The 24469-nt window shown below is 72.4% G+C and carries 26 protein-coding genes and 1 riboswitch; of the genes, 12 read left to right on the plus strand and 14 right to left on the minus strand.

Annotated elements, in window-relative coordinates:
- A partial coding sequence (locus DY245_RS07545; RefSeq protein WP_181923566.1) for an L-serine ammonia-lyase, iron-sulfur-dependent, subunit alpha occupies positions 1-492 on the plus strand: 492 nt, incomplete at its 5' end.
- Positions 493-547: 55 nt separating this feature from the next.
- Here the strand turns inward: DY245_RS07545 and DY245_RS07550 are convergent.
- The 3 genes from DY245_RS07550 to DY245_RS07560 form a co-directional block, all read right to left on the minus strand.
- On the minus strand, positions 548-1384 hold the full coding sequence (locus DY245_RS07550; protein ID WP_128504820.1) for an SDR family NAD(P)-dependent oxidoreductase: 837 nt from the start codon (positions 1382-1384) through the stop codon (positions 548-550).
- 135 nt (positions 1385-1519) lie between these two features.
- Positions 1520-2374, minus strand: a complete 855-nt coding sequence (locus DY245_RS07555; protein WP_128504822.1) for a bifunctional 5,10-methylenetetrahydrofolate dehydrogenase/5,10-methenyltetrahydrofolate cyclohydrolase — start codon at positions 2372-2374, stop codon at positions 1520-1522.
- Positions 2375-2396: 22 nt separating this feature from the next.
- Positions 2397-2485, minus strand: a riboswitch (ZMP/ZTP riboswitch).
- Between the two features lie 39 nt (positions 2486-2524).
- Positions 2525-3535, minus strand: coding sequence for a hypothetical protein (locus DY245_RS07560; protein WP_128504824.1), 1011 nt, complete (start codon positions 3533-3535; stop codon positions 2525-2527).
- A gap of 162 nt (positions 3536-3697) precedes the next feature.
- Here DY245_RS07560 and DY245_RS07565 point away from each other — a divergent pair, with 162 nt between their 5' ends.
- The 3 genes from DY245_RS07565 (at position 3698) to DY245_RS07575 (ending at position 5723) form a co-directional block, all read left to right on the plus strand.
- On the plus strand, positions 3698-4015 hold the full coding sequence (locus DY245_RS07565; protein ID WP_128504826.1) for a hypothetical protein: 318 nt from the start codon (positions 3698-3700) through the stop codon (positions 4013-4015).
- Positions 4016-4147: 132 nt separating this feature from the next.
- Positions 4148-4369, plus strand: coding sequence for a hypothetical protein (locus DY245_RS07570; RefSeq protein ID WP_128504828.1), 222 nt, complete (start codon positions 4148-4150; stop codon positions 4367-4369).
- A 118-nt stretch (positions 4370-4487) separates the two neighbouring features.
- Positions 4488-5723, plus strand: a complete 1236-nt coding sequence (locus tag DY245_RS07575) for an SPFH domain-containing protein (RefSeq protein WP_128504830.1) — start codon at positions 4488-4490, stop codon at positions 5721-5723.
- 131 nt (positions 5724-5854) lie between these two features.
- On the opposite strand, the gene DY245_RS07580 is transcribed toward DY245_RS07575, so the two are convergent.
- Both DY245_RS07580 and DY245_RS07585 read right to left on the minus strand, forming a co-directional pair.
- Positions 5855-6259 carry a hypothetical protein gene (locus tag DY245_RS07580; RefSeq protein ID WP_128504832.1) on the minus strand — a complete coding sequence of 135 codons (405 nt, stop codon included), beginning with the start codon at positions 6257-6259 and terminating at the stop codon, positions 5855-5857.
- A 149-nt stretch (positions 6260-6408) separates the two neighbouring features.
- The gene (locus DY245_RS07585) at positions 6409-7032 is read right to left on the minus strand and encodes a TetR/AcrR family transcriptional regulator (protein WP_128504834.1); all 624 of its coding nucleotides are present in this window, start codon (positions 7030-7032) and stop codon (positions 6409-6411) included.
- A 111-nt stretch (positions 7033-7143) separates the two neighbouring features.
- Here DY245_RS07585 and DY245_RS07590 point away from each other — a divergent pair, with 111 nt between their 5' ends.
- The 4 genes from DY245_RS07590 to DY245_RS07605 all read left to right on the plus strand — a co-directional run bounded on the left by DY245_RS07590 (position 7144) and on the right by DY245_RS07605 (position 10323).
- Positions 7144-8334, plus strand: coding sequence for a cytochrome P450 (locus tag DY245_RS07590; protein ID WP_128504837.1), 1191 nt, complete (start codon positions 7144-7146; stop codon positions 8332-8334).
- A gap of 4 nt (positions 8335-8338) precedes the next feature.
- The gene (locus DY245_RS07595; protein ID WP_128504839.1) at positions 8339-8554 is read left to right on the plus strand and encodes a ferredoxin; all 216 of its coding nucleotides are present in this window, start codon (positions 8339-8341) and stop codon (positions 8552-8554) included.
- A 158-nt stretch (positions 8555-8712) separates the two neighbouring features.
- Positions 8713-9471: a hypothetical protein gene (locus DY245_RS07600; protein WP_128504841.1), complete on the plus strand. Its 759-nt coding sequence runs from the start codon at positions 8713-8715 to the stop codon at positions 9469-9471.
- A gap of 81 nt (positions 9472-9552) precedes the next feature.
- Complete coding sequence (locus DY245_RS07605; protein WP_128504843.1) at positions 9553-10323, plus strand: PE-PGRS family protein; 771 nt, start codon at positions 9553-9555, stop codon at positions 10321-10323.
- Positions 10324-10534: 211 nt separating this feature from the next.
- On the opposite strand, the gene DY245_RS07610 is transcribed toward DY245_RS07605, so the two are convergent.
- Entirely contained in the window at positions 10535-10825 is a 291-nt protein-coding gene (locus tag DY245_RS07610) for a zf-HC2 domain-containing protein (protein WP_128504846.1), read from the minus strand.
- A gap of 49 nt (positions 10826-10874) precedes the next feature.
- On the opposite strand from DY245_RS07610, the gene DY245_RS07615 reads away from it, so the two are divergent.
- A complete protein-coding gene (locus DY245_RS07615; RefSeq protein ID WP_128504848.1) occupies positions 10875-11468 on the plus strand; it encodes a sigma-70 family RNA polymerase sigma factor in 594 nt (197 codons plus the stop codon).
- A 109-nt stretch (positions 11469-11577) separates the two neighbouring features.
- Here the strand turns inward: DY245_RS07615 and DY245_RS07620 are convergent, their stop codons facing one another.
- The 3 genes from DY245_RS07620 to DY245_RS07630 are packed head-to-tail and all read right to left on the minus strand — an operon-like array spanning position 11578 to position 14737.
- Positions 11578-12048, minus strand: coding sequence for a copper chaperone PCu(A)C (locus DY245_RS07620; protein ID WP_128504850.1), 471 nt, complete (start codon positions 12046-12048; stop codon positions 11578-11580).
- Positions 12045-14459: a heavy metal translocating P-type ATPase gene (locus tag DY245_RS07625; RefSeq protein ID WP_128504852.1), complete on the minus strand. Its 2415-nt coding sequence runs from the start codon at positions 14457-14459 to the stop codon at positions 12045-12047. Before DY245_RS07625 ends, DY245_RS07620 begins: the two co-directional genes overlap by 4 nt.
- Entirely contained in the window at positions 14456-14737 is a 282-nt protein-coding gene (locus tag DY245_RS07630) for a hypothetical protein (RefSeq protein ID WP_128504855.1), read from the minus strand. Before DY245_RS07630 ends, DY245_RS07625 begins: the two co-directional genes overlap by 4 nt.
- Before the next feature lie 268 nt (positions 14738-15005).
- Here DY245_RS07630 and DY245_RS07635 point away from each other — a divergent pair, with 268 nt between their 5' ends.
- Both DY245_RS07635 and DY245_RS07640 read left to right on the plus strand, forming a co-directional pair.
- Positions 15006-16271, plus strand: a complete 1266-nt coding sequence (locus DY245_RS07635) for a cytochrome P450 family protein (RefSeq protein WP_128504857.1) — start codon at positions 15006-15008, stop codon at positions 16269-16271.
- Entirely contained in the window at positions 16265-17218 is a 954-nt protein-coding gene (locus DY245_RS07640) for an L-tyrosine/L-tryptophan isonitrile synthase family protein (protein ID WP_425329356.1), read from the plus strand. Before DY245_RS07635 ends, DY245_RS07640 begins: the two co-directional genes overlap by 7 nt.
- Before the next feature lie 17 nt (positions 17219-17235).
- Here the strand turns inward: DY245_RS07640 and DY245_RS07645 are convergent, their stop codons facing one another.
- From DY245_RS07645 to DY245_RS07655, 3 genes are read right to left on the minus strand one after another with little or no spacing between them, the layout of a single operon-like run.
- Positions 17236-18024: an ABC transporter ATP-binding protein gene (locus DY245_RS07645; RefSeq protein ID WP_128504862.1), complete on the minus strand. Its 789-nt coding sequence runs from the start codon at positions 18022-18024 to the stop codon at positions 17236-17238.
- On the minus strand, positions 18021-19106 hold the full coding sequence (locus DY245_RS07650) for a FecCD family ABC transporter permease (RefSeq protein ID WP_128504864.1): 1086 nt from the start codon (positions 19104-19106) through the stop codon (positions 18021-18023). The genes DY245_RS07645 and DY245_RS07650 overlap by 4 nt, the downstream gene beginning before the upstream one ends.
- Positions 19106-20179 carry an ABC transporter substrate-binding protein gene (locus DY245_RS07655; protein ID WP_128504867.1) on the minus strand — a complete coding sequence of 358 codons (1074 nt, stop codon included), beginning with the start codon at positions 20177-20179 and terminating at the stop codon, positions 19106-19108. Before DY245_RS07655 ends, DY245_RS07650 begins: the two co-directional genes overlap by 1 nt.
- A 285-nt stretch (positions 20180-20464) precedes the next feature.
- On the opposite strand from DY245_RS07655, the gene DY245_RS45970 reads away from it, so the two are divergent.
- The gene (locus DY245_RS45970) at positions 20465-20656 is read left to right on the plus strand and encodes a hypothetical protein (RefSeq protein ID WP_244942897.1); all 192 of its coding nucleotides are present in this window, start codon (positions 20465-20467) and stop codon (positions 20654-20656) included.
- A gap of 306 nt (positions 20657-20962) precedes the next feature.
- On the opposite strand, the gene DY245_RS07665 is transcribed toward DY245_RS45970, so the two are convergent.
- Positions 20963-21421: a cyclic nucleotide-binding domain-containing protein gene (locus DY245_RS07665; RefSeq protein WP_128504869.1), complete on the minus strand. Its 459-nt coding sequence runs from the start codon at positions 21419-21421 to the stop codon at positions 20963-20965.
- Positions 21422-21571: 150 nt separating this feature from the next.
- A complete protein-coding gene (locus DY245_RS07670) occupies positions 21572-24469 on the minus strand; it encodes an NHLP bacteriocin export ABC transporter permease/ATPase subunit (RefSeq protein WP_128504871.1) in 2898 nt (965 codons plus the stop codon).

The following is a 24469-nucleotide window of genomic DNA, read 5'->3' on the forward strand; positions in this document are numbered from 1 at the left end:
ATCATCCCCGCCGTCCTGCACTACTACATGAACTTCGTGCCCGGCGCCGACGAAGAAGGCGTGGTCCGCTTCCTGCTCGCCGCCGGCGCCATCGGCATGCTCTTCAAGGAGAACGCCTCCATCTCCGGCGCCGAGGTCGGCTGCCAGGGCGAAGTCGGCTCCGCCTGCTCGATGGCCGCCGGCGCCCTCGCCGAGGTCCTCGGCGGCAGCCCCGAACAGGTCGAGAACGCCGCCGAAATCGGCATGGAACACAACCTCGGCCTGACCTGCGACCCCGTCGGCGGCCTCGTCCAGATCCCCTGCATCGAACGCAACGGCATGGCCGCCGTCAAGGCCGTCACCGCCGCGAAGATGGCGATGCGCGGCGACGGCAGCCACAAGGTCTCCCTCGACAAGGTCATCAAGACCATGAAGGAAACCGGCGCCGACATGAGCGTCAAGTACAAGGAGACCGCACGCGGCGGACTCGCGGTGAACATCATCGAATGCTGAATCGCATGCCGAATCGGTGCCGGCGAAGGGTCGGCGAGTGCGCGCAGCAGGGTCTCTACCGCTGCCCGCCGTCCGCTTCCGCGCCGTCGCGCGGCTCGATGCGGAAGGTGAACGCGGCGCCTCCGGGGTCGACCGCGGTCGCCCCGCCGTCGACGGTGAGTACCGCCCCGTTGACGAAGGACGCGGCGGGTGAAAGCAGCCAGCTGATTGCCTCCGCGACCTCATGGGGCTCGCCGGGGCGGCCTGTGGGGAGGAGCCGGGTGGCCTCCTCGTAGGCGGCAGCCACGCCGCCGTCCGCCAGCCCGGCCTCCTCGGCGAATCGCGCCATGCGCCGGTCGGCCATCTCCGTACGTACCCAGCTGGGGCAGACGATGTTGGCGCGGAGCCCGTCCCGTCCGTAGTCGACGGCCAGCGAGCGGCAGAGCTGGAGCAGGGCCGCCTTGGAGGTGGCATAGGCGGCGTTGCCCTCACCGTTGCGCAGGGCGGAGACCGAGGCGACCGCGACGACCGCGCCACGTGCCGCCAACAGGTGGGGAAGAGCGGCGCGTTGGAGGAGGAACGGGCCGGTGACGTTGGTGGTCATGACGGCCTCCCAGTCCGCCACCGACAGATCGCCGACGGACCCGCCGCGGGCGATACCGGCGTTGAGCACCAGCCCGTCGAGCCGCCCGTACGTGGACACGGTGGCATCGACGAGTTCCTGCACCGCCGCGGGATCGGCGGCGTCGGAGGGGTGGGCCAGCGCTCCGGTCTCCTCGGCGATGCGCTGCAGCGGTTCGGGCCGGCGCCCGGAGATGACCACCTGGTGGCCGGCCGCCCGCAGCAGCCGGGCGGTGGCGGCGCCGATGCCCGTACCACCGCCCGTCACGATGACAACGCGCTGTTCCGCCATGGTCGTTCAAGCCTCCGAAGGTGGTCGTGAGTGATCGAGTACCGGCGTCGCGATCATACGTACGGACGACGCCTACCGGGCGAACACTTCCGGCCGCTTACGGATCACCGCCGACCACCCTCCCCCGGCTTCCCGTCAGGCCACGCCCAGTTGGCGGGCGGCGGCATCGACGGTCTGGGTGAGCAGGACGGCGATGGTCATCGGGCCGACGCCGCCGGGGACCGGGGTGAGCAGGGAGGCGCGGGCGCTCGCCGACTCGAAGTCCACATCGCCGACGTTGCCGGGGTTGTAGCCGGCGTCGATCACGACGGCGCCGGGCTTGATGTGCTCGCCGTGCAGGAAGCGGGGCCGGCCGACGGCGGCTATCAGGACATCGGCCTCCCTGGTGATCGAGGCGAGGTCGGTGGTGCGGGAGTGGCAGTAGGTGACGGTGGCGTTGCGGCCGAGCAGCAGCATCCCGACGGGCTTGCCGAGGATCGCGCTGCGGCCGACCACGACGGCGTGCTTACCGGTCAGATCGACCTCGTAGTGGTCCAGGAGGCGGAGGATGCCGCCGGGCGTGCAGGAGGCGAAGCCGTCCAGGCCGAAGCTCATCGCGGCGAAGGAGTGGAAGGTGACCCCGTCGACGTCCTTCTCGGGGGCGATCGCCTCGAAGGCGGCGCGCTCGTCGATGTGCGGGCCGACCGGGTGCTGGAGCAGGATGCCGTGCACGTCGGGGTCCTGCGACAGCGCGGCGATCGTGCCGACCAGCTCCGCGGTCGTGGTCGCGGCGGGCAGTTCGACATGCCGGGACCGGATCCCGGCCTTCTCGCAGCGGGCGCGCTTCATGCGTACGTACGTCACCGAGGCGGGGTCTTCACCCACCAGCACGGTCGCCAGGCAGGGGGCCCGGCCGGTCTGCCGGGTGAGGTCCGCCGCGCGTTCCGCGGCCTGTCCGACGATGCGGCGGGCCAGTGCGCTGCCGTCCATGAGACGGGCGGTCGAGGACATGGGGTGCTCCTGAGCGTCGTTGACGGATCGCCCAGGCGCGCGGCACTGACCATGACCGGCCGAGCCGCTCCCCGGTGGTACTCCACCCAAGCGCCAGTCACGGCTCGGCGCCCACTGTAATCGACGCCGGGACGCCGATGAGGGGCGGCATCACGTACCTCCGTGACCTGGCGCCGAGAGGGGCGGCGTGGTGGAGGTGGTGGCCTCCCAGTGGCTGAGGATGCCGTCCCAGTCGTGCTGGGCCGCGGTGATCGCGTTGGCGTCCCAGGTGGCGGGCGCATGGGAGGGCTGCTGCTCCTCGTACACCTGGTACGTCTGGTAGTCGGGGTAGTTCTGGTGATTCTGATGGTTCTGGTGGTTTTGGTAGTGCTGGTAATTCTGGTACGGCTGCTGCTTCCAGGGCTCGTGTTCGTAGTGCTCCCCCGGGGGCTGCTGTGGTCGCTCTCGCCAGGCCAGATGCGGGGTCTCCGGCTGTGGGGTGCTCTGGAGCTTGGCCATCCGCCGGTGGCGTCCGGTGCGGTCCGATTGCGGGGGCGAGGTGTGCCGGTTTTCGGCGGACAGCTGCTGGGCGCGTGCCACGAGGAGCCTGACGTCGAGGCCGAGTTCGGTGGCGAGTGCGGTGAGGTCAACTCCGGTGTGCCAGCTGCTCATCAGGACCGCGTCCAGAGCCGGTGCCCAGCCCGGTTCGCCGGTCTGGGGCGCGGGGGCCTGGGGCGGGGCGGTGTGCGGCGCGGTGGTGTGTGGCGCGGTGGTGTGCGGCGTGGTGGGCGGGCCCGCCGTGGTCCGGTGCTCGGCGACCGGGGCCGTCGTGGCGGGGCCCGCGGTGGCCTGGCCCTCGGGGTGTGCGGTGGCCTGTTGCACCGGGTGCTGCTCCGCGGGCGGTTCCTCACGCGCGGGCTGCGCGAGCAGGCTCTTGGCGACCGCGCGGGCGTCATCCTTGCCCACCGTGCGGCGGGCCAGGCGCACTTCGCGCTCCTCCAGGCCGAGCAGGTCCGCCACCACCGCATCGCTGCCCACGGTCACGGCGAAGGCGGCCAGGGTCCGCGAACGGCGGGCCTCGGCCTCGTCGAGGAGTCCCTGCGTCCGGCGGACCTCGTCATCGCTGCTGCAAAACGCCTGTGCGAGTACCGCGTGGCGCTCCCACAACTCCCTCGGTTCCATGACTGCGACAACGTTCCTTCGCCCGGATTGGCCCGCTTCTCGGCTATAGATCACTGCATAAGGTGATATTCGATGGAGTTACGCCCCTGCCTACGGGACGTATGGAGCCGGAGCCGTAAAAATACGCAGTGACCACATGCTCGCAGAATCGTTTCTACGGCCATGAGCGCCCCTTCCTCCGGCACCGTCGCAGGTCACGGACAGACTTTCCTTCCCCGCCCCGGGGCCGCACCGCGGTGGATCACCTCCGAGATTGTCCGGCAGACACCGCTGTACGCGGGACTGGCGAAGCTCTGGACAGAGCGGGATGCCACGGTGCCCGGCGTCGCCGATCCCGAGTGGCAGCGACTGGTCTCCTACCGTGCGCTGATGGAGGAGACCGAGACCGCCCTCACGGCCCTGCGGCCGCATCGCGCACCCGATGTGCTGCCCTCCAGAAAGTCGGTCCCGGCCGCCCGCCCGCCCCGGCTGGATGCCTGAAGCCCGGGTGCGCCGGCCGCCCGGAACGGGCGACCTGAAGGGGCGCCCGGCCCGGAGTACCGTTGAGTTGTCGAGATGCCCCGCTGGCCGGCCTCCTGGCCGGCAGCGGCTTTGACCAGCGACGGAGCCCGGGTGAGCGCGACGGATGACACGGACTTCAGCCCGATCGGAGTGATCGGGCGGGTCACCGTCTCGATCCCGACCGATGGCCCGGGCGAGGTGCTGCTGCCCGTACGCGGCGGGACCGAGGCCTTCGCCGCCTGGTCCCAGGAACCCATCGCCCGGCATACGCAGGTCATCGTGGTGGACCACACCTCGGCGCGGTCGGTGATCGTCGCGCCGCTGCCTGCCTGATGCCCCGGCCGTCCTCCGGCCACTACGGGCCAGATGGGCAATCCCCCACCCCCTTCACCTTCGTCCAACCGTCCCCGCACACAAACCGAGGCCGGTCGCACCGACCAGGAGCCTTCCGATGCTGTTCTGGCATGTACCCGCGCCGAACGAGGCGCTGTTGATCTCCGGCTCGAAGAGCCGGGCCGGGGATGCCCAATTCCGTATCGTCACGGGCCATGGCCGCTGGGTCATGCCCGTCAAGCAGAAGGCGAGTCTGCTGTCGCTGTCGCTGCGGGAGGCGGAGATATCCGAGGACTGCGTCACCCAGCAGGGCATCCGGCTCGCCGTCCGGGCGGTCGCCGTCTTCAAGGTGGGTGACGACCATCCGTCGATCGCCAACGCCGCGCGCCGGTTCCTGGACGAGCAGGCCACCATGGAAGAGCTGGTGGGGCGGATCTTCGCCGGTCACCTGCGTTCGATCGTCGGCGGGCTGACCGTCGAGCAGATCATCCGGGAGCGGGACCGGGTCGCCCAGGAGGTCAAGGAGGGCAGCCACTCCGAGATGGAGAAGCTCGGCATCGTCGTCGACGCCCTGCAGATCCAGGAGATCGGCGACACCTCCGGCTACATCACCAATCTGGCCGCGCCGCACGCCGCCGCCGTCGCCAGCGCGGCCCGGATCGCGGAGGCCAAGGCCGACCAGGAGGCGACCGAGCGGGAACAGCAGGCGGCGGCGCTCAAGGCGGAGTACGAGCGGGACACCGCGATCAAACGGGCCGGGTTCCTCGCCGAGACCGAGCAGTACAACGCCCGTGCCGCGCAGGCCGGCCCGCTGTCCCAGGCCAGGGCCTCGCAGGAGGTCATCGAGGAGCAGACCGCGCTGGCCGAGCGGCAGGCCTCGCTGGCCGCCCAGCGGCTGGAGGCCGAGGTGCGCCGCCCGGCGGACGCCGAGGCGTACCGGGTGCGCACCCTGGCGGAGGCACAGCGTGACCAGGTCCGGTTCGAGGCGGACGCCCGTGCCTACACCGAGCGGGCGATCGCCCAGGCGCGGGCCGATGCGAACAATGCCGTGGCGGCCTCGCTGCGGGACGGCAACCAGGAGCTGATCGCCGCCAACCGCACCGTCGAGAACCTCCCGGCGCTAGCCCAGGCCGCGGCCGAGGGCATCTCCGGCTCCCGGCTGACCGTCCTGAACGGCACCGACGGGATGAACGAGATCGTCTCTGGCATCGTGGGCCAGGGGCTGGCCATTCTCGACAGTCTGAAGCAAGGGAGCGGCGGCGCGGCCCCACTGGCCGATGGGGCGGGCGGAGTGCCGCAGAAGCTGACGAAGCTGACGCAGGACGGGGCCGGCGGGGCCGGGTCCGGCTCCTGACGTCCGGACAGCCTCCGGGCGCCCTTGAGGCACGGGGAGGCTCAGGACGCCCGGGGCCGCATCGTCGGCGTGACGTGCTTGTGGGCCCGGGATCGTGTATCCCGGGCCCACAAGGCCGACTCTGACGGGTGTTAGAGGAGCCCGAGCAGGCCGAGGCCGAGCAGGCCGTCTCTGCCGAGGCCGTAGCCATCGCGGCCGTAGCCCTCGCGGCCCTCGCGCCCGAAGCCATCGCGGCCGTAGCCCTCGCGGCCTTCGCGCCCGTAGCCATCGCGGCCGTAGCCATCGCGGCCTTCGCGCCCGTAGTAGTCGTAGCCGTCGTGGCCACCGTGCCCGATCCGGCCGTGGCTCTTGTGGCCGTGCCGGTGGTGCCGGTTGCCGTGGTGGCCCTTGTCGCAGCGGTGGTGCGTGGAGCACTGGGTGCTCTGCGTGCTGCTGGGGGGCGCGGTCGCGGCAGTGGCGGCGCCTGCCATCGGCACCACGAGGGCAGCCGCGGTCAGGCCGGCCACTGCGAGGCCGCGAGGGATCGAACGGAGCATGTTTCCACCTTCACTCGACTCTGCAGAAAATGAATATTCTCTGCAAAGGCGACGATAAAGTGGCATTTGTCCATCGACTTGCGACCCGCCGCAGAGTCACTGGAACGCAGCAGAAACTACGACATTCCACCACAAAACCCCTCTAGCCACTACGCAATCCCGCCGTTTTCGCCGCCCTTCTCCACGTCGTTCGGCAGGCTCTCCAGCAGGCTTCCCAGCGCACCCACGACGAGCCGGCACACCGTGTCCGGGTCGGCGCTCGCCAGTGGCTCCTTGACGACCACCACACGCATCAGGCCGATCCCCAGCAGCCAGGACAGCGCCAGATCGGCGCGCAGTCCGCCGTTGTCGGGCCCGGAGAGCGTGGCGAGGACCTCCGCGTACTCCTCCCCCAGCCCGCGCAGCGCGTCCGCGATCTCGTCGCTGCCGCCGATGGAGCGCAGACACACCTCCAGCGACCGGTCGGCGCCCGCCCCGTCGCCGGCCAGCATGCCGCGCAGTGCGACCTCGAACAGCCGCTCGGCGGGGGTGGTCCGCAGCTGCTCCTGGCCTCCGCGCGCCATCACCTCTCCGAACAGGGCCTTCTTCGAGCCGAAGTAGCGGAACAGCAGGGCTTGATTGGCCCCGGCCCGGGCCGCGATATCGCGTACCGTCGCGCGTTCGTAGCCGCGCTCCGCGAACAGTTCCGACGCGGCATCGAGCAACCGCAGCCGGGTGCCCTGTGCGTCCCGGCGGTATGCACCCTCCGTGCCGCGCTGCGGGGACTCCCCCATCGCCACGCTCCTCTCCGACGGTCCGTCACGATGACGGCCGCAATGCGTCGTTGACCACTCCGAGGGAGCGGCCTACCTTTGTAAGCAGGTGCTTACACAAGGGAGGTCACCGTGACCACAGCCGACACAGCACCCCTCTCCTACCCCTTCAATATCCCCGAGAGCCTTGAGCTTTCCGAAGAGTACGAGCAGGCCCGCAACCTTCCCGGACTGCTGAAGGTGCGGATGGCCTACGGCGAGCCGGCCTGGCTCGTCACCCGTTACGCCGAGGCCCGGTTCGTCCTCGGCGATCAGCGCTTCAGCCGCGCCGAGGGCGCCCTGCACGACGAGCCCCGGCAGTCCGAAGGGCGCCGCGACAGCGGCATCCTGGGCATGGACCCGCCCGACCACACCCGGCTGCGTGCGCTGGTGGCCAAGGCGTTCACCGTTCGCCAGGTCGAAAGGCTCCGGCCGCAGGTCAAGCAGCTGACCCAGGAACTGCTCGACGAGCTGGAGGCCGCCGGGCCGCCCGCCGACCTGGTGGACCGTTACGCGCTTCCCATCCCCGTCGCGGTGATCTGCCGGCTGCTCGGTGTGCCGACCGAGGACCGGCCCCGGTTCCGGGTGTGGAGCGATGCCGCACTGTCGACAAGTTCCTTGACCGCGGCGGAGTTCGACGCAAACCTCGAAGAACTCCGCGCATATATGAGCCAGTTGATCGAGGAGCACCGGCGCGCCCCGCAGGACGATCTGATGACCGCGCTCATCGATGCCCGGGATGTCGGCGACCGGCTCTCCGAGCTCGAACTCGTCGATCTGTGCGTCGGGATTCTGGTCGCCGGGCACGAGACCACCGCCACCCAGATCCCCAACTTCGTTCTCGCACTGCTGGATCATCCGGGTCAGCTCGCCCTGTTGCGGGAGCGACCGGAGCTGATCGGGAGCGCCGTGGAGGAGTTACTGCGGTTCGTCCCGCTGGGCAGTGGTGCGGGCCAGCCCCGTTATGCCACGGAAGACATCGATGTCGGCGGCACACTGGTACGCGCCGGCACCCCGGTTCTGGTCGCGGTGGGCGCGGCCAACCGGGATGCGCTGCGCTTCGACTCACCCGGGACGCTGGACATCTCCCGGGCCGGAAATCAGCACCTCGGATTCGGCCACGGTGTGCATCACTGCCTGGGCGCGCCGCTGGCCCGCCTGGAGCTCCAGGAAGCGCTCGGCGCCCTGATCACCCGGTTCCCGACGCTGCGGCTGGCCGGTGATGTGGAGTGGAAGAGCCAGATGCTGGTGCGCGGGCCCCGGGTCATGCCGGTGGGGTGGTGAGCGCATGACGTGGCAGGTGGAGATCGACCCGCAGCAGTGCATGGCCTCGGGGTCCTGCGCCGCCATCGCGCCGGATCTGTTCGCCGTCGGCGGCGCGCACGCCCGGCCGCTGAACGACCGGATCGAGGAGGACGAGCGCGCGCTGGACGCCGCCGATGTCTGTCCGGCCATGGCCATCACCGTCCGGGACGGCGAGCGGGTCATCGGGCCTCGGCCGTAGGGCACAGGAGGCGTCTGAAGCAGCCGGCGGGGCGGGGCGTGTGGCCGCGCCCCGCCGGCTGCTGCCCGCCGGTCCGTTCCCCTTCGCTCCGGAGCGCTGTAAAGTTGCGATCTTCGGTCGGCGGAAGCCGCCCGGAGTCCCCGAAGGCCGGGCCCGCGATGCACCTCGACGAGACCCCCGCACGACTCCGTCTCGATACCGCGCTGGACGGCCTGGCCGTCACCTTCCGCGGCATGACCGCCCACCCCGACGAGTGCAACTGTGAGTGCCACTGGGGCAGCGCGGAAGAGCTCGCGCTGCTCAAGGTGCCGGACGTGGAGCTCGACCCCGACCTGCTGCGGCGTACCTGGCAGGCCGTGGACTGGGAGGACCACGGCTCGGTGCTGCGCCGGATTCTGCCCCAGTTCGCCGCGGCTCTCGTCGGCGGTCGCATCGAGCCCGTCTTCGGCATGGCGGAAGTCGGACGCTCGTTCGCGCGTGGCCGCTGGCAGCGGTGGCCTGCCGAGCAGGCCGCGGCGGTACGGGAGTTCCTGCACGCCTGGTGGGCGCACACTCTCACCTGTGCGGATACCGCCGTGCCCGCGTACGAGGTGTTCGCCTGCTGTGCCGAGGCGTCCGCCACGCTCACCCCATGGCTCACCACCTGGGAGGCACTGACTCATCCGGCAGCCGACCGGCGGCTGGCTGAGGCGGCGGACCGCTGGGAGAAGGAACTGCTGGGAGACCAACTCCCCTGGGACGCCTGGGAGAACAAGGAGGAGATGTACACCGAACTCACCTCCTGGCTGCTCCACCACGCCTCCGGCCGGCTCCGGGCCCAGGGCGCCCCCGAGGAACTGCTGCACCGGATACGGCTGCTCGGCCTCACCGGCCCGGCCCGCTGGGACGACCCGCACTGGCCCGGCCACAGGTACTGAGCCCGTGCCGCGGGCCGATGCGACGCGGTCCGGGGCCCCTCCCGTTCCACCTCGGAGTGGGGGTGCGACGATGAACCCGTCATGGATGCGGGGCAGGTACTCAGGGGGCTACGCGCCGCGGTGTTCGCGGTGGTCTGTGTGCTGCTCGCTGCCCTGGGGCACGCGGTGATGTCGGATGCCGTGGTGCCTGTGTGGATGCTGCTCACTGCCGGGGCGGCCACCGCGGCCGCCGCCTGGTGCTGCGCGGGCCGTGAACGCGGGCCGCTGCTGGTGGGCTTGCTGACCGTCGGCGCCCAAGCGGCCCTGCACAGCGCCTTCTCGTTCGGCCAGGCGGTGGCCGCCGGCGGCGGCGAGCGGCTGTCGCTCGTGCGCCAGTGGGCGGACACCTGGCTGTGTGGCGCGCAGGGGTTACGGCTCTCCGACGGTGACGCCGCGGAGACGCTGCGGCTGATGCGTCGGCAGATGGCGTCGATGCCCGCGATGGATCACGCGGGCGCCATGGGCGACATGGGCGGCGGCATGGGAAACATGGCGCACATGGGGGACATCGGCGCCGCGGACCGGATGCCGGGGATGCACGGCAGCGCGGCCGGCATGATCGCAGCGCACCTGCTGGTCGCCGTGCTCAGCGCATGGTGGCTGTGGGGTGGCGAGCGGGCGGCCTTCCGGCTCGTACGGAGCGTGTCGGCCTGGCTGTTCGCCCCGTTGGTGCTGGTCCTGCGGATCGTGCTGCCCGGGGCGCGGCCCGCGGTGCGCGCCGCCCGGCAGGAGCCGCGGCAGGCGGTGCAGCAGCTGCTGCTGGCCCATGCGATGTCGTTGCGGGGTCCGCCGCATGAGCCGGCTGTCGGCTGACAGCACGGTCGAATTCCCGAGCCGGTGGACGGACGGGCGCTGAACGCACGCGCCGAGGTCCCGGCTTCGACTTCACCGGTCGTCGCGCGCGGCGACCGGATCATGCGAAGGACTCCAGATGATGATTCCTATCCGGATGCCGGTGGCTGCGCTGCCCGCGTCCGCTGTCGGCCCGCGGAGCGGCGGGGGCGGGCTCCCGGGTACCGCCCGGTCAACCGGTTCGTCGGCCGCCCGGATCCAGGGCGCCGGGAGATTCCGAAGCCGGCCACACGGACGCCGACTTCAGCCGGGCGAGCAGCGCATCGGCGGCGGCCGCGTCCCCTTCGGTGTGCGCCATGGCGCGGTCGAGGCCGGCCGTCAGCGCTCGTGTCCGCGCTTCCCACTGCCGGCAGTCGCGGCAGCCGGCGAGGTGGTCGTCGAGCCGGCGTGCGGTGATGCCGGGTGGCAGCTCCTCCTCGTCGAGGCGGGCGGAGAGTGCCGTACGGATATGCGAGCAGAGCATGCGTCCATCCTCCACGAAGCGCGGACGTGCGGCGAGGGGCGGTCGCGGAATGCGGGATGACGAGGCGGTGACGGGGTGGGCGCTGGCCGCCCGCGGCGGTGACGAACGGGCCGTCGAGCAGTTCGTGCGGGCCACCCAGCTCGATGTGCGGCGCTATGTGACCCATCTCAGCGGCGATCCGCAGGCCACCGACGATCTCGTGCAGGACACCTATGTACGGGCGCTGCGCAGTCTGCCGCGGTTCGAGGGCCGGTCGTCGGCGCGTACCTGGCTGCTGACGATCGCCCGGCGGGTCGTGGTGGACCGTATCCGCTCCCACGCGGTGCGGCCCCGGCTGGCCGCGACCGATGACTGGCAGTCGGCGGCGGAGCGGGTACAGCCGCGCGGTGTACCGGGGTTCGACGAGGGTGTTGCGCTCGCCGACCTGCTGACGGCGCTGGCGCCGGAGCGGCGGGAGGCGTTTGTGCTCACGCAGCTGCTGGGGCTGCCGTACGCGGCGGCCGCCGGGGTGATGGGCTGCCCCGTGGGGACCGTGCGGTCCCGGGTGGCGCGCGCCCGGGAAGCGCTGGTCGCGCTGCTGACCGATGCGGAGCGAGCCGAGCCGGGTGACCGGTCGCGCGCGCTCGCGGGCGCGGTGGCCTGACGGCCGCTCCGCTGTGGCGACGGGGCTCATGGGCGGGCGGTGGCCGGTCCATGAGCCCCGTGGCGTCTGCCCGGACAAGTAGCAGCGGGCAGACAGCGGCAGGCGGACTTCAGTGGCCTGGGCGTACGGCCCGGGCCCGTACCGTCTGCGGTGGGCTGTGGCGGAAGTGCAGCGTGAAGGTGAGCCGGTCGCCGGGCGCGAGCCGTGGCGGCGGGCTGATCATGACGTCGAGGGCGGTCGGCGACATCCGCAGCGCACCGCCGGCCGGGACGGTGGCGGCGCGGACCATCGCCATGCTCCGGGCGTTGCGCCCGATGTCGACGGTGCGGCTGAGCATCGCCCGGTGCCCGGCGGGGCCGGTGACGCCCGTCAGGACATCGTCCGCGCCGCCGGTGTTGCGGATCGTGAACCATGCGGCGGTGGCCTCGGGGCCGGACGGGACCAGCACCCGGCCCTCGGCGACGCTCAGCCGCGCGGGGGTTCCCGCGTTGCCGGTGGCGGTCCATACGGTGAGCGTGCCCAGGGTCGCCAGACAGGTGAGCAGCGGTACGGCGACAGCCGACACGGACGGCCGGTTCATACGGTCTCCCAACGGGTCTGCTGACGGGCGCGGTCGGCGCGACGGGCGGGCTTCTTCGCCCCGCCCGGCTGCCAGGCGCGCAGCCGCAGGCTGTTGCCCACCACGAGCAGTGAGCTGGCGGACATGGCGGCCGCCGCGAGCATCGGGTTGAGCAGGCCGACGGCGGCGAGCGGCACGGTGACGAGGTTGTAGCCGAAGGCCCACAGGAGATTGCCGCGGATGGTGCCCAGGGTGCGGCGGGCCAGCCGTACCGCGTCGGCGACGGCCTGGAGGTCCTCGCGCACCAGGGTGACATCGGCGGCGCCGATCGCGGCGTCGGTGCCGCTGCCCATGGCGATCCCGAGGTCGGCGAGCGCCAGGGCGGCCGCGTCGTTGACCCCGTCGCCGACGACGGCGACCCGGGCGCCCTGCTCCTTCAAGGTGGTGACCAGCGCGGCCTTGTCCTCGGGGCGGGCCTCGGCGTGGATCTCGGTGATGGCCAGCTGGCCGGCCACCGCGCGGGCGGTGGCGGCGCGGTCGCCGGTGGCCAGCACCGGCCGCAGTCCCAGCCGGCGCAGATGGTCCACGGCGCGGTAGCCGTCGGGGCGGAGCGCGTCGCCGACGGCGATGACGGCCTCCGGGGTGTCGTCGACGGTGACCAGGACCGCGGTGTGGCCGGCGGCCTCCGCCTCCCGTACGGCGTCCGGCAGCGGGGCCGGCAGGCCGCTGAGGTCGCCGGGCCGGGTGACCGCCACCCGGTGCCCCTCCGCTGTGCCGCGTACGCCGTGACCGGGCGTGGCGCGGAAGTCGCTTACGGGCAGCAGGAGTTGACCGGGCTGGGACTGGCTGGGCTCAGGCTGACCGGTCCGGGGCCGGCTCTCTTGGGCGTACGCGGTGACCGCGCGCGCCAGCGGATGCTCGGAGCCCTGCTCGACGACGGCGGCCAGACGCAGGGTGTCCGCGGCGTCGAGTCCGCCGGTCCGCGGGGTGAGGGCGGTGACGCTCATCCGCCCCGTGGTGAGGGTGCCGGTCTTGTCGAGGACGACGGTGTCGATCCGGCGCAGCCGCTCCAGCGCCTGCGGTCCGCCGACCAGGATGCCGAGCTGGGCGCCGCGGCCGGTGGCGGCCAGCAGCGCGGTGGGGGTGGCCAGTCCCAGCGCGCAGGGGCAGGCGACGACGAGGACGGCCACGGCGGCGGTGACGGCGGCCTGCGGGTCGGCTCCGGCGCCGAGCCAGAAGCCCAGGACGGTGACCGAGACGGTCAGCACGGCGGGGACGAAGACGGCCGCCACCGCGTCGGCGAGCCGCTGGACCGTGGTCTTTCCGGTCTGGGCGTCCTCGACGAGCCGGGTGATCCGGGCGAGTTGGGTGTCGGCGCCCACCGCGTCGGCCCGTATCTCCAGCAGCCCGCCGGAGTTCACCGCGCCGCCGACGGCCGCCGAGCCCGGCGCGACCTCGACCGGGCGGCTCTCCCCGCTGATCAGGGACAGGTCCAGGGCGGAGCTGCCCTCGACGACGGTGCCGTCGGTGGCGACGCGTTCCCCGGGCCGTACCAGGAAGCGGTCGCCGACCCGCAGCTGTTCCACCGGGATGCGCCGTTCACCTCCGTCGGCCGCCCGTACGGCGACGTCCTTGGCGGCGAGTTCGGCCAGGGCGCGCAGCGCGGAGCCCGTGCCGCGCCTGGCCCTGGCCTCCATACGGCGCCCGGCCAGCACGAACAGCGGTACGCCGACGGCGGCTTCCAGGTACAGGTGCGCGGTGCCGTCGCCGGCGGTGGGCAGCAGGCGCAGCGGCATCGTCATCCCGGGCGCACCGGCCCCGCCGAGGAACAGCGCGTAGGTGGACCAGGTGAAGGACGCAAGGACGCCGAGGGAGACCAGGGTGTCCATGGTCGCGGCGCCGTGCCGCAGACCGCGCAGCGCACGGGAGTGGAAGGGCGCGGCGCCCCATACGGCGACGGGTGCGGCGAGCATGAAGCACAGCCACTGCCAGTTGCGGAACTGCCAGGCGGGCACCATCGACAGGACCAGGACGGGGAGCGACAGCAGGGCGGTCACCAGCAGCCGGTGGCGCTCGGCGCGGGCGCCGTCGTCCTGGGGGCCGGGGGACTCGGTGGACGGCGGCCGGTCGTCCGGGCCGGTGCCGTTGTCCGGCGCCGGTGCGGGCTCGGGGAACTGCGCGGTGAAACCGGCCGCCTCGACGGTGGTGATGAGGTCGGTGACGGACACCGCCGCGGGGTGGCTGACCGTGGCCCGGCCGGTCGCCAGGTTCACCGTGGCCGCGACGCCGTCGAGCCGGCCGAGCTTCTTCTCGACCCGGCCCACACAGGCGGCGCAGGTCATCCCGCCGATCGTGAGGGTGGTGGTGCGGACGAGGTCCGGGGAGACGGCGGTGTCCGGCGTCGGGGAGGCGGGCCGGGGCTGCCGTGTCATCGCGACGCTCCCACCGGCACCGGGCGGGGCGCCCCGGCGCCCATACCGTGCATACCGCCCATGTCCCCGTCGTCGGCGGGCGTGGAGCCTCCCGTACGGGTGCCACCGGCCGGGTGCAGGCCCGGGGCCACCGGCCCGGCGACGGCTCCGGCCGCGTACGACAGCGCGAAGAGCGCCGTCAGCAGCGCGATGAATCCGATGACCGACCGTGCGGGCAGCAGCCGTCGGACGGTGTGCGCGAGAGGGGGCCGACTGCGATCGGCCGGAGAGGAGGACATCGCGTCATCGTGGCAGGGCAAAACGGTACCCGGCGGCCGATCGGGGGCCCGTTGACACGTGAGGTTTGTCCTGTTCCGCCGTCGGAACTCATCGGCCACCGGACCCGACTAACTGGGTTTGACCGGTGTCCGTGCCACCGCGCGAGCCCCGACCTGCCGAAATCACCCGCGGTCGGCGGGAACTCGACGCGCCCGCCGACCGACCTCTCCAACGCCGTGCCGTCCGGGCGCGGTTGTCCGCAGAGCGCACCGTTGAAGAGGACCCCCCATGTCCATGCCGCCCGATCCCGTAGAGCTGTACGGGACGGAGTACAAACGCGACCCCTACCCCTTGTACGCCGAGCTGCGGGCGCGCGGCCCGGTCCATCGGGTGCGCTTCCCCAGCGGGGTGTGCGCCTGGCTCGTCACCGGCTACGAGGCCGCCCACCAGGCGCTGACCGATGCCCGGCTGGGCAAGCACCACTCACGCGGCAACGCGGCCTGGCGGGCCCGCGCCTCGATCATGCCCGAGCCCCAGCACTCCCAGCTACAGGTGCATCTGCTCCATCAGGACCCGCCCCGGCACACCGAGCTGCGCCGGCTGATCACCGATGCCTTCGCCCCGCAGCACGTCGAGCAGCTCCGGCCCCGCTTCCAGGAGATGGCCGAGGCCCTGCTCGACGGGCTCCCCGAGCGTGGCACCGTCGATCTCGTCGAGACCTTCGCCGCCCGCTTCCCCTTCCAGGTGCTCGCCGAAGTCATCGGTCTGCCACCGGAGTTCGCGGACCGCTTCGACCGGGACTGGGGCAAGGTCGTCCAGCCCGTAGGGCCCACGGATCCAGGCCGTCCGGCGTACGAGGCGCGGCTGCGCGGACTCCAGGGGTATATCGCCGATCTGGTCGCCCACAAGCGCCGTGCGCACGGTGCGGATCTGCTCTCACGGCTGGTGGCCGCCCGCGACAACGGCCGGCTCGGCCGGGAAGAGCTCGACTCGATGATCTTCCAGCTGCTGGTCGCCGGCCAGGAACCGGTCACCAACCAGATCACCACCGCCCTGGTCACCCTGCTGCGCCACCCCGGGCACCTCGCGCAACTGGCCGCGCGTCCGGAGCTGCTGCCCCGCGCCGTCGAGGAACTCCTGCGGCACGACAGCGCCTTCGAGCTGACGACCTGGCGGTTCTTCGCCGAGGACGCCGATCTGCACGGCACCCGGATCCCGGCCGGTGACTCCGTCATCGTGTCGCTGTGCGCGGCCAACCGCGACCCCCGGCAGTTCCCCGACGCGGACACCCTCGACTTCGACCGCTCCCCCAACCCGCACCTCGCCTTCGGCCACGGCAGCCACTTCTGCCCCGGCGCCGCGCTCGCCCGGATCGAACTCCAGATCGCCATCGGCACCCTGCTCCGACGGCTGCCGGACCTCCGGCCGGCCGTCCCGGAGGACGAACTCCGCTGGATCCCGGCGGTGTTGGCACGCGGGGTCGACCGGCTGCCGGTGACCTACGGCACCGGGGACGGATGCCCCGGCGCGGACGGGCCGGATGCCGCGTGCTGACCAGCCCGACCCGGCCGCGCCCCGGCACGGCAGCCGACCACCAGGCCGTCTGTGCGGCGGTCCTCACCACGCTCCTGCCGTACCGGCGCACACTGGACACCGCCCACGGGGACACCCCCGAGGCCTTCCCCGCCCAACTGCGCCAGCTCGCCGCCCCGGTGGCGGCGGGCGAGCCGATCCTGTTCACCCTGCCGGGCTTCCCCTGCAAGTCGCCCAACCCGGCCAAGGTACTCGGCCACCTCCCCGACGAGGGCGAACGGCTGGCGCTGCGCTTCCTGGACGAGCTGTGTACCCGTATCGCGGCCGTGTACCCGCCCGGCGCGCGGGTGGTCATCTGCTCGGACGGGCATGTCTTCAGCGACCTCATCCAGGTGCCCGACCGTGACATCGATGCCTACGGTGACGCCCTGCGCGCACTGATCGACGCCGAGGGCCTGACCCGGCTGGACGTCTTCGATCTGCGCGAGGTGTACGGGGCCGGAATGTCGCACGACGCCAAGCGGTCCCTGGTCCACGAGCGGTACGCGCCGGCCCTGGAGACCCTGCGGTCCCTGACCCGCAGCGACGAGCCGACCCGGCGGCTGTACCAGGGCATCACCCGGTTCCTCTTCGAGGACACCGCGTCCTTCGCCGGTACCCGTTCGGCGCTCCAGCGCGACTGCCGGCGTCGGGCGTACGGCGTGATGCAGCGCAGCCGCGCCTGGGGCGAGCTGATCGCCGCGCACCACCCGGGAGCGTTCCGGCTCTCCATCCATCCGCAGCCGCGGGGCTCGGTCAAATTCGGTATCCGTCTGCTCGCCGCGCCCGATGCATGGCTGACGCCCTGGCACTCCTGCGTGCTCGAACACGCCGATGGACGGCGGGAGTTGCTGCACCGGGCGGATGCCGAGCGGCTCGGCCGGCTGGTCCTGCGCCAGGGGCGGCCGAGCCATTTCATGGCCGGGTGAGAGGTGCGGGGTGCCCGTCACCCGCCACCGGTGGGCAGCCGCTGCCGGTGGTCGAAGGCGATCAACGGATCGCCGGTGAGCGGATGTGCGGTCACCGCGGCGCGCACCCCGAACACCTCGGCCAGCAGCTGAGGTGTCAGCACCTCGCGCGGCGGACCGGAGGCGACCACCCGCCCGTCGTGCAGCACATGCAGCCGGTCGCACAGGGACGCCGCGGCGTTCAGATCGTGCAGCGAGATCAGCGTCGTACGGCGCTGCTCCCGCAGCAACGCCAGCAGCTCGATCTGATGGCGTACATCGAGGTGGTTGGTCGGCTCGTCCAGCACCAGTACATCCGGGTCCTGTGCGAACGCCCTTGCCAGCAGCGCCCGTTGGCGCTCGCCGCCGGACAGCGCGGAGAACCGGCGGGTGTCCGCGCCGGCCAGGCCGACGGCGGCCAGGGCACGGGCCACGCTCTCCCGGTCGGCGCGGTCCTCGCCCGCGAAGGCCCGTTTGTAGGGGGTCCGGCCCATCGCCACCACTTCGCGCACGGTCAGCTCGAAGTCGCTGCCGCGCTCCTGCGGCAGCGCGGCCACCCGCCGCGCGGTCTGTCCGGGGGTCAGCGTGCGGAGGTCGGCCCCGGCCAGCAGGACCCGGCCCGCGGTGGGCCGCAGATGCCGGTAGACGGTCCGCAGCACGGTGGACTTGCCGCTGCCGTTGGGGCCGACCAGTCCGGCGATCTCGCCGGCCGCGGCCATCAGGTGCACCCCGGCGACCACGTTGCGGCCCGCGTAGCCGACGTGCAGATCCTCGATGTCGACGTTCATCGGCCCGCCGCCGTCCGCCGGTCCAGGATGAACAGCAGGGCGGGCGCGCCGATCATCGCCGTCACCACGCCGACCGGCAGCTCCTGGGCGTCCATGGCCGTACGGCACACCAGGTCCACCACCACCAGCAGCAGCGCCCCGGTCAGCGCGGACAGCGGCAGCAGCCGGCGGTGGTCGCCGCCGATGACCAGCCGGCACAGATGCGGCACCATCAGGCCCACGAAGCCGATGGCTCCGGAGACCGCGACCAGTACGCCGGTCAGCAGGCTGGTCACCACGAACAGCTCGCGGCGCAGCCGGGTGACGTCCACGCCCACCCCGGCCGCGGTCTCATCACCCATGAGCAGCGCGTTCATGGCGCGGGCGCGCGCCTGGAGGGCCAGCCCCCCGGCGGCGACCGCGAGCACCGGCAGCCACAGCACGTTCCAGGTGGCGCCGCCGAGGCTCCCCATCAGCCAGAACAGCACGCTGCGGGTCTGCTGCTCATCGCCCGCCTGGAGCACCAGATAGCTGGTGAAGCCGGACAGGAACTGCCCGACCCCCACACCGGCCAGCACCAGGCGCAGCGGCGAGAAGCCGCCGCCGCGCCGCGCGATGCACCACACCAGCGCGAACGAGGCGAGCGCGCCGGCGAAGGCGGCCGCCGACAGCCCCAGCCCCAGCACACCGCCGGCGCTCGCACCCAGCACGATCGCGGCGACCGCGCCGAGCGAGGCGCCGTGGGAGATGCCCAGCAGATACGGGTCCGCCAGCGGATTGCGCACCAGCGCCTGGGTCGCCGTACCCACCAGGCCGAGCCCCGCCCCCACCAGTGCCGCCAACAGGGCTCTGGGGACGCGTAGTTGCCACACGATCAGATCGTCGGTGCCCGGCCGGGCCGGCGCGCCGGCCAGCCGTCGGAACACCACCGACCACACCTCGGCGGGCGCGATGCCTGTGGAGCCCAGGGAGACCGCGGCGGTCAGGGCCGCCGCCAGCGCGAGGCCCAGCGCCAGGGCGAGCAGTCCGGCGGAGGGCGTGCGCCGCCCGGACCGCTCCGCCGTCTCCTCGCGTCCGTGCGGGTCGGCGACGGTCGGGGCCACTACCGTGCCGCCTTGAAGCGTGCCGGGTGGAGCGTGTGCGCGATCTCCTCGACGGTGTCCGCGTTCCCGACACCGGCGATCGTCGTCCGCTCCGCGCCGATCCGCAGGAAGTGGCCCCGGCGCACCGCGGTGAGCCCCTTGGTGGCGGGGAAGCTCTTCAGGAAGTCCGCCGCCTCGTCGTACGCCTTGGCATTGGCCGCCGCATCGCCCCGGTTGTGTACCGCGAGCTGGATCCAGTCGGGGTTCTTGGCGACCACGTCCTCCCACGAGACCGGCTTGAAGTCCGCGTCACAGTCGTCGAAGACATTGCGCGCCCCGGCCTGCCCGATGACTGCGTTGGCCACCTGCTTACGGCACACGGCGACCGGCTGCTTGGTCCCGGCGTCGTAGTCGAAGTAGAAGTACGTCGGCCGCTTGTCCTGCGGCACTTCGCCCACGGCCTTGTGCACCGCGGCGAGCTTGGCCCGCATCCCCGCGACGAGTTCGCCGGCCCGCCGGGAGGTGCCGGTCACCGCGCCCAGCCGCCGGATGTCGCCCTCCACGCCGGACAGGTCCCGCTGCGGCTTCTCGGCCATCGGCGCGCAGGCGGTGGACGCCAGATAGATGTGCCCGATCCCCGCCGCCCGGAACTCCTCCGCGGTGGGCGCGTCGCCCGCGCCGCCCATGGTGTTCATCGAGGCGAAGGAGTCGATATAGAGATCGGCGCCCGAGCCGAGCAGCTTCTCCTTGGGAATGATGTGCTTTCCCAGCACCGGTACCTTGCGGGCCTGGGCGTCCAGAGCGCCCGGCAAGGCGCCCTTGCCGGGCGGGAATCCGGTCCCGATGACCCGGTCGCCGGCGCCCAGGCGCAGCAGTATCTCCAGGGCGGCGGCATTGCTGGTGACGATCTTGTGCGGCGCGGACCGGAAGGTGGTCCTGGCGCCCTTGCAGTCGGCGATCTGCACGGGATAACCGGAGCCGCCGCGTCCGGAGGCACCCTGGTCCGTGCCCTCCGCGCCTCCTCCGCTGCCGCCGCACGCGGTGGCGGCCAGCGCGAGAACCACCGCAAGGCCGCACAACTTCCCAGGACGCATCGAGCTTCTCCCCTACGAATCACCGGCCGGCTCCCCGGCCGTACCACCGGCCACCTCACCGGCCGACGGGCCGCAGACACGGCCCGGCACAGATAGTCGGCCGGTCCCCGGGCACGGTTCCAAGGCGGCGGCGTCCTTTTCCGGCCGGATAAAGCAGACGGCCAACGCCCCGGCGAGACCCGTGAGCGCGGCGATGCCCAGGAAGGCCGCGCGGTAGCCGTCGGGCACGGTGGCCCGGAGCTGTCCGAGGCGGCACGGTCGCTCGCGGCGCGCGGTACGCCCCGGGTGAACGAGCTCGCCCGGCTGATGACCCGCGGCGCCTTCGAGCAGCTGCGCGGCTACGCCGAACGCCCCGCCGAGGTCAAGGATGTGGAGATCGCAGCCACCGCGCGGCACGGGCTGCGGCTCTTGCCCGTGCCGACGGTGTCCGTGTCGCTCATGGACGCGATTGTGGTGCCGCTAAGGGCTGTCCCGTAATCCCTGGTGGATCAGCGCACGGCGTCAGATGCACTGCACTCGCTGCGCTCGCTCCGTCTCGGCTCTTGCCTTCGTACCTTGGATGCCGAGCTGCATCGCAAGGCGGAGGGACGTCCGGATACTGGGCGTATCCGGACGCTCCGACAACGCGGCGTGGGGGCACCTCCCAGCGTTAGCTGGGGGAGTGCCGTACCTGTCGTCGTGCGCCCGCCAGGGATTACGGGACAGCCCTTAGGGGCGCGGGTTCATGGTGATCGGGTACAGAGCCGGCGGTCATCCGTCACAAGGCGAGGGGTCGGGCGCCGCTCACGGGTCGAGGCCGCTGCCCTGGGGGCCGTACAGGTCCAGTAGTCGGGTCCGGGTGCCGTGCAGCCGGTCGGCCACCGTTTTGGCGACGTAGAGGTACATCGCCCGGCCCAGGACGGGGTCGGACTCGCACAGGTCGCGGACCACCGCCGCGTCGAACTCCACCGCGTCCACGGGGCCGACGGTCTCCGCTCCCAGGTGCCACAGGTAGGGCGGGAACAGCCAGGACCAGCCGAGCAGTTCGTCGCGGCCGAGCGTCTCGACGATGGCCGCGCGGCGCCCGGGGACGCGCTGGTCGAGCGCGACCTGTCCGCTGCGGATGATCCAGAACCGGTCCGCCCGCCGGCCCTCCTCGAAGACGCGGGTGGCGCGGGGCAGCGACACCTCGTGGGCGATATCGGTCAGCCGGCGGCGCCGGTCCTCGGGCATCGCGTCGAACAGGCTTCTGGTCGTGGCCATCTCATCCTCCGTCCGCTGCCTGCACGATATGCGGTGTTTTACGGGGATGCCGGGAATGAGGCGCGACCGGCCGGCCGCGACGGGGCGCGCCGCGGGCCGGCCGCCGAAGCCCGGGAACGGGCCGGACCGGCCGCCATAACCGGGGCCGGTTCAGGACAGCTGACGCCGCACCAGATCGTGCAGCCGGCCGCCGGTGTCGGCGAGCAGCTGCGCCGGGGCGCCCTGTTCGACGATCCGGCCGTCCTCCATGACGATCACGCGGTCGGCGTCCATGACCGTGGACAGCCGGTGGGCGATCACCAGACGGCTGGCGCTCAGCTTGCGGGTGCTGTCGATGACGATGCGCTGGGTCTCGTTGTCCAGGGCGCTGGTGGCCTCGTCGAAGAACAGGATCCGCGGGCGGCGGACCAGCGCCTGAGCGATCATCAGTCGCTGCCGCTGGCCGCCGGAGATCGCGCCACCACCGGAGATCATGGTGTGCAGCCCCATCGGCATCCGCTTGATGTCCTCGGCCAGGCCCGCCATCTCGGCGGCCGCCCAGGCCTCTTCCTGGCTGAACGCCTCGGCGCCGCAGATGCAGTCCAGGATCGACCCGGTCAGCGGCTGTGCGTTCTGCAGCACGACCCCGCACTGGCGGCGCACCGCGGCCTGGTCCAGCGCGGCGAGGTCCTGCCCGTCGTAGAGCACGCTGCCCGAGGACGGCTTGTCGAAGCCGATGAGCAGCCGCAGCAGGGTCGACTTGCCACAGCCGCTGGGGCCGACGACGGCCACGAACTCGCCCGGCCGGATCTGCAGCGAGACATCGTCCAGGACCAGGGGTCCGTCGTCGGAGTAGCGGAAGGAGAGCTTTCTGGCTTCCAGGCCGCCGGACAGCGCGCCGGGCTGGGCGCTGGCGCCACGCACCTCCGGCGTCTCGTCCAGCACCGGCTTGATCTGCTCGAACATCGGCAGTGCGGCGGCGGCCGAGACGAAGGCGCCGGTGATCTGGGTGACCGAGGTCAGCAGCATGGTCACCGCGGTGTTGAAGGTGAGGAACGAGCCGGCCGACATGCTGCCGCGGGCCGGTCCGGCCAGCAGCATGAACATGGTGAGCGAGCAGACCGGCAGATAGACCGCGTTGAGCACGGTGGTCAGATTCTTGATCCGGCCGGCCTTCTGCTGCAACTCGCGGGAGCGGGCGAACTCGCGGGCCCAGGCCGCGTACGCAAAGCTCTCCGCCGCCGCGACCCGCAGCTTGGGCAGACCGCGCAGGGTCTGGAAGGCCTGGTTGTTGAGCTTGTTGCCGAGTGTGACCAGCCGTCGCTGCCAGCGCAGCTCCCACAGGCCCATGACGAGGAAGACCGCCCCGATGACGACCAGCATGCCGACCGCCGCCAGCGCCAGCGGCACGCTGTAGCAGAGCAGCAGCGCAAGGTTCATCGCGCCGATCGTGGTGGACTGCACGGCCACCGGGCCGATGCCGGAGAGCACCCGGCGGATGGCGCTGATGCCCATCGCGGCGCTGGCCAGCTCTCCGGTGGAGCGTTCGGTGAAGAACTTCGTCGGCAGTCGCAGCAGCCGGTCCCATACGGCCGGTTGCAGGGCGCTCTCGATCCGGCCCTCCATCCGCAGCACGGTGAGGTTCTGCAGCAGCATGAAGGCGGCGGAGACGACGCTGGTGATGATGACGGCCAGGGAGACCTGGACGATCAGGCTCCGCTCGGCGCTCGGTACGTAGACCCCGAGCACCTTGCCGGTCGCGATCGGGACGAGGGCGCCGAGGCCGACCGTCACCAGCCCGCTGAGGGCCAGATTGCGTACGTCCATACGGGTGCCGCGCAGGCTGAAGCGCATCAGCCGCCACATGCTCATGGGCCGCTCGGGCAGCGGGCGGTAGAACATCACCGCGCGCGGCTCGAAGGCGTCGGCGTTGTCCTTGTCGATGCGGATCCGCAGCCCCGAGGCCGGGTTGACCGCCTCGTAGCGGCCCCGGCGCCACAGCAGCGCCACCGGGGCGCCGGACTTGGCGCGATGGCCCACCAGGGGGCCCGTGTTGGTCCGCCACCAGCGCCCGACGAGCCGGACCGCGCGGGTGCGGATCCGCGAGCTGACCGCTATCCGCTCGACCGGAGTGATGCGGTCGTTGACGGCGCCGCCCTTGGGGGGCTCGGTCAGCGTGATGCCGGCCGCCTCGGCGACCGCGCGGCAGACCGCGAAGGTGGTGTCGTCGCCGGACCGGTCCGTCCCCGCGGACGCCCGCCCGGACCGGTCCTGACGGCCGATGGAGGCCAGCAGCGCCTGGTCGGCGCGCTCGCGAACGGTCTCGCCCGCCTTGATGCCGGCCGCCGTGCGGTCCTCGTGAGCGCGCTCCAGCTGCTCGATCCAGCGGTCGACGGCGGACAGCAGCCGGTACTGCTGGTTGACCATCCGCTGCCAGAGCGCGGGGTCCATCAGCAGATCGCCGGCCGCCTCCGCGCTGTAGGAGGCGCCGTACTGCACACTGCCGGGCGGGACCGGCATCCACAGGACGTCGTCGTCGGCCACCGCGTCGTCGCCGGGCCGGCCGTCCAGCGGTGCCTCGAACAGGACGCCCAGGCTGCGTGCGGTGCCCAGCGCAACGGCGTGCTCCAGCGGGGAGGGCGCCATCCCGCCCTGTCCCGGGTGGCCGGATTCGTGGTCGTAGCCGGCTTGCGCGCCGTACTGCGCATAGGCCCCGGTGTCCCACTGATCGCCGTAGTCGTACCGGGGCAGCTCACGCAGCGGGATCCGGCGCAGCCGGCAGTCCTGCGAGGGCCGGCCGAGCAGGGTGTGCTGCGGGCCCTCGACCGGGCCGAGCAGCAGGGTGCCCGCTTCGAGCCGGCCGAGGAAGTGCCAGTGCCCCTCGTGGACGGCGTCGACCGCGAAGAGATCCAGCGTCCCGCCCGTGACGAGCCACAGCACATGCGGCCCTTCCAGGGGGACGCTGCGCAGCCCGGCGCAGTCGACGGGCGAGCCCAGGCCGCCCAGCGCCTGCGTCACCGCGTCGGTCTCGCCCGGTCCCACGACCGGGGACGGGGATACGGATGACAC

The sequence above is a fragment of the Streptomyces inhibens genome (assembly GCF_003389455.1).
GTDB classification, from domain to species: Bacteria; Actinomycetota; Actinomycetes; order Streptomycetales; family Streptomycetaceae; genus Streptomyces; species Streptomyces inhibens.

Bases quoted from the DNA above. Each gene is read 5' to 3' on its own strand.
- DY245_RS07560 (WP_128504824.1), bottom strand. From the start codon at position 3,535: ATGGAACCGAGGGAGTTGTGGGAGCGCCACGCGGTACTCGCACAGGCG.
- DY245_RS07645 (WP_128504862.1), bottom strand. From the start codon at position 18,024: ATGAACGTCGACATCGAGGATCTGCACGTCGGCTACGCGGGCCGCAAC.
- DY245_RS07575 (WP_128504830.1), top strand. From the start codon at position 4,488: ATGCTGTTCTGGCATGTACCCGCGCCGAACGAGGCGCTGTTGATCTCC.
- DY245_RS07625 (WP_128504852.1), bottom strand. From the start codon at position 14,459: ATGACACGGCAGCCCCGGCCCGCCTCCCCGACGCCGGACACCGCCGTC.
- DY245_RS07610 (WP_128504846.1), bottom strand. From the start codon at position 10,825: ATGCTCTGCTCGCATATCCGTACGGCACTCTCCGCCCGCCTCGACGAG.
- DY245_RS07585 (WP_128504834.1), bottom strand. From the start codon at position 7,032: ATGGGGGAGTCCCCGCAGCGCGGCACGGAGGGTGCATACCGCCGGGAC.
- DY245_RS07555 (WP_128504822.1), bottom strand. From the start codon at position 2,374: ATGTCCTCGACCGCCCGTCTCATGGACGGCAGCGCACTGGCCCGCCGC.
- DY245_RS07595 (WP_128504839.1), top strand. From the start codon at position 8,339: ATGACGTGGCAGGTGGAGATCGACCCGCAGCAGTGCATGGCCTCGGGG.
- DY245_RS07565 (WP_128504826.1), top strand. From the start codon at position 3,698: ATGAGCGCCCCTTCCTCCGGCACCGTCGCAGGTCACGGACAGACTTTC.
- DY245_RS07665 (WP_128504869.1), bottom strand. From the start codon at position 21,421: ATGGCCACGACCAGAAGCCTGTTCGACGCGATGCCCGAGGACCGGCGC.
- DY245_RS07580 (WP_128504832.1), bottom strand. From the start codon at position 6,259: ATGCTCCGTTCGATCCCTCGCGGCCTCGCAGTGGCCGGCCTGACCGCG.
- DY245_RS07630 (WP_128504855.1), bottom strand. From the start codon at position 14,737: ATGTCCTCCTCTCCGGCCGATCGCAGTCGGCCCCCTCTCGCGCACACC.
- DY245_RS07615 (WP_128504848.1), top strand. From the start codon at position 10,875: ATGCGGGATGACGAGGCGGTGACGGGGTGGGCGCTGGCCGCCCGCGGC.
- DY245_RS07655 (WP_128504867.1), bottom strand. From the start codon at position 20,179: ATGCGTCCTGGGAAGTTGTGCGGCCTTGCGGTGGTTCTCGCGCTGGCC.
- DY245_RS07605 (WP_128504843.1), top strand. From the start codon at position 9,553: ATGGATGCGGGGCAGGTACTCAGGGGGCTACGCGCCGCGGTGTTCGCG.
- DY245_RS07600 (WP_128504841.1), top strand. From the start codon at position 8,713: ATGCACCTCGACGAGACCCCCGCACGACTCCGTCTCGATACCGCGCTG.
- DY245_RS07620 (WP_128504850.1), bottom strand. From the start codon at position 12,048: ATGAACCGGCCGTCCGTGTCGGCTGTCGCCGTACCGCTGCTCACCTGT.
- DY245_RS07550 (WP_128504820.1), bottom strand. From the start codon at position 1,384: ATGGCGGAACAGCGCGTTGTCATCGTGACGGGCGGTGGTACGGGCATC.
- DY245_RS07635 (WP_128504857.1), top strand. From the start codon at position 15,006: ATGTCCATGCCGCCCGATCCCGTAGAGCTGTACGGGACGGAGTACAAA.